Source organism: Janibacter hoylei PVAS-1, from assembly GCF_004025845.1.
GTDB classification, from domain to species: Bacteria; Actinomycetota; Actinomycetes; order Actinomycetales; family Dermatophilaceae; genus Janibacter; species Janibacter hoylei.
The window spans coordinates 1-5,704 of sequence record NZ_PIPF01000018.1 but is presented as its reverse complement, the minus strand read 5'-3'; the positions used below and the strand labels follow the sequence as shown (position 1 = coordinate 5,704).

3 rRNA genes are annotated in these 5,704 nt (G+C 55.9%); all 3 read left to right on the top strand.

The window, feature by feature from the left end:
* Positions 1-382 precede the first annotated feature (382 nt).
* The 3 genes from CWN80_RS15115 to rrf all read left to right on the top strand — a co-directional run bounded on the left by CWN80_RS15115 (position 383) and on the right by rrf (position 5,608).
* A 16S ribosomal RNA gene (locus tag CWN80_RS15115) occupies positions 383-1,905 on the top strand.
* A 377-nt stretch (positions 1,906-2,282) separates the two neighbouring features.
* Positions 2,283-5,395, top strand: a 23S ribosomal RNA gene (locus CWN80_RS15110).
* A 96-nt stretch (positions 5,396-5,491) separates the two neighbouring features.
* Positions 5,492-5,608: ribosomal RNA gene (gene rrf / locus CWN80_RS15105) — 5S ribosomal RNA — on the top strand.
* Together the 16S, 23S and 5S rRNA genes form the textbook arrangement of a ribosomal RNA operon.
* Positions 5,609-5,704: the final 96 nt, after the last annotated feature.

Here is a 5,704-nt window from a genome sequence, read left to right as displayed (position 1 = left end):
GCTGAAGATCCAAGCGCGTAGGTCTCCGGCCGCTCTGAGAGCGGGTCACGGAGTTGACGCCCAAGCGTGGACAGCGGTAAGTTGGAGAAGTTGCCCCTTGTGCGGTTCGCCTGATGTGGTGGGTTGTGTGGGGTGTGCGTGTGAATCTTGAGAACTCAACAGCGTGTCAAAAATCGATGCCAATACCTCGTTTTGGCTGATTGTGCCTGGTCCTCGTTGTGGGGGTTGGGTGTGGTTGGTCGAGCGAATTTTTTCCTTTGGTTGACAATGAATCAAACAGCGATTGCGCTGGTTGTTCTTGCTCAGTCATGGTTCAGCCCTTTGTTGGGTTATGGATTGGCCTCCTTGTGAGCTCTTTGTGGGTTCGAGGGGGTGTTGATCATCAACGGAGAGTTTGATCCTGGCTCAGGACGAACGCTGGCGGCGTGCTTAACACATGCAAGTCGAACGGTGATGCTCCAGCTTGCTGGAGTGGATCAGTGGCGAACGGGTGAGTAACACGTGAGCAACCTGCCCCAGACTCTGGAATAAGCGCTGGAAACGGCGTCTAATACTGGATACGAAACTGGCCCGCATGGGCATGGTTTGGAAAGTTTTTCGGTTTGGGATGGGCTCGCGGCCTATCAGCTTGTTGGTGAGGTAATGGCTCACCAAGGCGACGACGGGTAGCCGGCCTGAGAGGGCGACCGGCCACACTGGGACTGAGACACGGCCCAGACTCCTACGGGAGGCAGCAGTGGGGAATATTGCACAATGGGCGAAAGCCTGATGCAGCGACGCCGCGTGAGGGATGACGGCCTTCGGGTTGTAAACCTCTTTCAGCAGGGAAGAAGCGAAAGTGACGGTACCTGCAGAAGAAGCACCGGCTAACTACGTGCCAGCAGCCGCGGTAATACGTAGGGTGCGAGCGTTGTCCGGAATTATTGGGCGTAAAGAGCTTGTAGGCGGTTTGTCGCGTCTGCTGTGAAAATCCGGGGCTCAACCCCGGACTTGCAGTGGGTACGGGCAGACTAGAGTGTGGTAGGGGAGACTGGAATTCCTGGTGTAGCGGTGAAATGCGCAGATATCAGGAGGAACACCGATGGCGAAGGCAGGTCTCTGGGCCACTACTGACGCTGAGAAGCGAAAGCATGGGGAGCGAACAGGATTAGATACCCTGGTAGTCCATGCCGTAAACGTTGGGCGCTAGGTGTGGGACTCATTCCACGAGTTCCGTGCCGCAGCTAACGCATTAAGCGCCCCGCCTGGGGAGTACGGCCGCAAGGCTAAAACTCAAAGGAATTGACGGGGGCCCGCACAAGCGGCGGAGCATGCGGATTAATTCGATGCAACGCGAAGAACCTTACCAAGGCTTGACATATATCGGAAACATCCAGAGATGGGTGCCCCTTTTAGGTCGGTATACAGGTGGTGCATGGTTGTCGTCAGCTCGTGTCGTGAGATGTTGGGTTAAGTCCCGCAACGAGCGCAACCCTCGTTCTATGTTGCCAGCACGTTATGGTGGGGACTCATGGAAGACTGCCGGGGTCAACTCGGAGGAAGGTGGGGATGACGTCAAATCATCATGCCCCTTATGTCTTGGGCTTCACGCATGCTACAATGGCCGGTACAAAGGGCTGCGAAACCGTAAGGTGGAGCGAATCCCAAAAAACCGGTCTCAGTTCGGATTGGGGTCTGCAACTCGACCCCATGAAGTCGGAGTCGCTAGTAATCGCAGATCAGCAACGCTGCGGTGAATACGTTCCCGGGCCTTGTACACACCGCCCGTCAAGTCACGAAAGTCGGTAACACCCGAAGCCGGTGGCCCAACCCTTGTGGAGGGAGCCGTCGAAGGTGGGACTGGCGATTGGGACTAAGTCGTAACAAGGTAGCCGTACCGGAAGGTGCGGCTGGATCACCTCCTTTCTAAGGAGCTTTGGCTGCCTGCCTGGTGTGGGTGGTTCAAAAACGCTGGGTTTGTCGGCGAGTGTCTGACACCTGGTGCTCTGGGTGGAACATCGATTATTTGACGTCTCTTGTGTGTCGCTGTGTGAGTACCTGCACTGTTTGGTGTGGTGGAAAGTGTGGTGGCGTGTGGGGGGTGTCTGACACGTTGTTGGGTCCTGAGGGTTCACGCGAGTGAAGCTTCAAGACCACGCGCTTGGCCGGCTTGTGCTGGTTGGGTGTGGGTTGTGGGCCTCGCCTGGTCGCGTACTCATGGAACTGGTTTCTGTGGGCGTGGTCGTGTGGTGGGGTGCCGCCCGTATGTTGAGAACTACACAGTGGACGCGAGCATCTTTGTGGCTCAAGTTTTTAAGGGCGCACGGTGGATGCCTTGGCACCAGGAACCGAAGAAGGACGTAGGAATCTGCGATAAGCCTCGGGGAGTCGATAACCAGACTTTGATCCGAGGATTTCCGAATGGGGAAACCCGGCTGGAGGCAAGTCCAGTCACTCCTGCCTGAATATATAGGGCAGGTAGAGGGAACGCGGGGAAGTGAAACATCTCAGTACCCGCAGGAAGAGAAAACAATAGTGATTCCGTGAGTAGTGGCGAGCGAAAGCGGATGAGGCCAAACCGGGTCTGTGTGATAGCTGTCAGGCGTTGCAGGTCCGGGGTTGTGGGAGCTTTTTCACGATGCTGACATGTCGTGGTGGAGTAAAAAATCTTTGTCATAGTCGAAGGGTCTTGAATGGCCCGGCACAGAGGGTGCGACCCCCGTAGACGAAATGGCGTGGACTCCATGGAAGATTTCCCAAGTAGCACGGGGCCCGAGAAATCCCGTGTGAATCTGGCGGGACCACCCGCTAAGCCTAAATATTCCCTGGTGACCGATAGCGGACAAGTACCGTGAGGGAAAGGTGAAAAGTACCCCGGGAGGGGAGTGAAATAGATCCTGAAACCGTGCGCTTACAATCCGTCGGAGCCTCCTTGTGGGGTGACGGCGTGCCTTTTGAAGAATGAGCCTGCGAGTTAGTGCTCAGTGGCAAGGTTAACCCGTGTGGGGAAGCCGTAGCGAAAGCGAGTCCGAATAGGGCGTTTGAGTCGCTGGGTCTAGACCCGAAGCGGAGTGATCTACCCATGGCCAGGTTGAAGCGACGGTAAGACGTCGTGGAGGACCGAACCCACTTAGGTTGAAAACTGAGGGGATGAGCTGTGGGTAGGGGTGAAAGGCCAATCAAACTCCGTGATAGCTGGTTCTCCCCGAAATGCATTTAGGTGCAGCGTCACGTGTTTCTTACCGGAGGTAGAGCTACTGGATAGCCGATGGGCCTCACCAGGTTACTGACGTTAGCCAAACTCCGAATGCCGGTAAGTGAGAGCGTGGCAGTGAGACTGCGGGGGATAAGCTCCGTAGTCGAGAGGGAAACAGCCCAGATCACCAGCTAAGGTCCCTAAGCGTGTGCTAAGTGGAAAAGGATGTGGAGTTGCCGTGACAACCAGGAGGTTGGCTTAGAAGCAGCCACCCTTTAAAGAGTGCGTAATAGCTCACTGGTCAAGTGATTCCGCGCCGACAATGTAGCGGGGCTCAAGCACACCACCGAAGCTGTGGCATTGACACACTGCTCGGCACCCTTGTGGTGTCCAGGCGTGTTGATGGGTAGGGGAGCGTCGTGTGGCGAGTGAAGCGGCGGAGTGATCCAGTCGTGGATGCCACACGAGTGAGAATGCAGGCATGAGTAGCGAAAGACGGGTGAGAAACCCGTCCGCCGAATAACCAAGGGTTCCAGGGTCAAGCTAATCTGCCCTGGGTAAGTCGGGACCTAAGGCGAGGCCGACAGGCGTAGTCGATGGACATCCGGTTGATATTCCGGAACCGGCGAAGAACCGCCCATGATGAATCCAGTGATGCTAAACGCCTGAAGCTCACCCTTAGAGGTCTTCGGATCTCGTTGGTGGGTGGAACGCGTGACCCGATCTGGTAGTAGTCAAGCAATGGGGAGACGCAGGAAGGTAGCCTCCGCGTGGCGATGGTTGTCCACGTCCAAGGGTGTAGGGAGTCAGGTAGGCAAATCCGCCTGGCACGTATCCTGAGACCTGATAGTGACCGCTTATAGCGGGAAGCAGGGTGATCCTATGCTGCCGAGAAAATCCTCTAGCGAGGTTCTAGCCGCCCGTACCCCAAACCGACTCAGGTGGTTAAGTAGAGAATACTAAGGCGATCGAGTGAATCGTGGTTAAGGAATTCGGCAAAATGCCCCCGTAACTTCGGGAGAAGGGGGGCCCGGATTCTGAAGCCCCTTGCGGGCTAGGAAGATGGGCCGCAGAGACCAGGGAGAAGCGACTGTTTACTAAAAACACAGGTCCGTGCGAAGTCGCAAGACGATGTATACGGACTGACGCCTGCCCGGTGCTGGAAGGTTAAGAGGACCGGTTAGCCCCTTGTGGGCGAAGCTGAGAATTTAAGCCCCAGTAAACGGCGGTGGTAACTATAACCATCCTAAGGTAGCGAAATTCCTTGTCGGGTAAGTTCCGACCTGCACGAATGGCGTAACGACTTCTCCACTGTCTCAACCGCGAACTCGGCGAAATTGCACTACGAGTAAAGATGCTCGTTACGCGCAGCAGGACGGAAAGACCCCGGGACCTTCACTATAGCTTGGTATTGGTGATCGGGACGGCTTGTGTAGGATAGGTGGGAGACTGTGAAGCATGCACGCCAGTGTGTGTGGAGTCATCGTTGAAATACCACTCTGGTCGTTCTGGTTATCTAACCTCGGTCCGTGATCCGGATCAGGGACATTGCCTGGTGGGTAGTTTAACTGGGGCGGTTGCCTCCTAAAATGTAACGGAGGCGCTCAAAGGTTCCCTCAGCCTGGTTGGCAATCAGGTGGCGAGTGCAAGTGTACAAGGGAGCTTGACTGCGAGACAGACATGTCGAGCAGGGACGAAAGTCGGAACTAGTGACCCGACGGTGGCTTGTGGAAGCGCCGTCGCTCAACGGATAAAAGGTACCCCGGGGATAACAGGCTGATCTTCCCCAAGAGTCCATATCGACGGGATGGTTTGGCACCTCGATGTCGGCTCGTCGCATCCTGGGGGTGGAGTATCTCCCAAGGGTTGGGCTGTTCGCCCATTAAAGCGGCACGCGAGCTGGGTTTAGAACGTCGTGAGACAGTTCGGTCCCTATCCGCTGTGCGCGTAGGAAACTTGAGAGAGGCTGACCCTAGTACGAGAGGACCGGGTTGGACGAACCTCTGGTGTGTGAGTTGTTCTGCCAAGGGCACCGCTCATTAGCTACGTTCGGAAGTGATAACCGCTGAAAGCATCTAAGCGGGAAGCATGTCTCAAGATGAGGTTTCCATGAACTTCGGTTCGAGAGGCTCCCAGTAGACTACTGGGTTGATAGGCCAGATGTGGAAGTGCAGCAATGCATGGAGCTGACTGGTACTAATAAGCCGATGACTTGATACACACTCAACCTTGTGTTGCGTAACAAAAGATTGACTCGCGTCCACTGTGCAGTTCCCGAGATACGGTCGGGACACTGTCCACGTATTTCCATAGAGTTTCGGCTGTCATAGCGAAGGGGAAACGCCCGGTCCCATTCCGAACCCGGAAGCTAAGCCCTTCAGCGCCGATGGTACTGCACTGGGAACGGTGTGGGAGAGTAGGACGCAGCCGGACAAACATTGAAGTCGAGAGCCCCCAACGAGTCGTTGGGGGCTCTCGCACATTCCGCGGGCATCACATGTTTGCAATCCACGCCCCATCAGGGGAGTG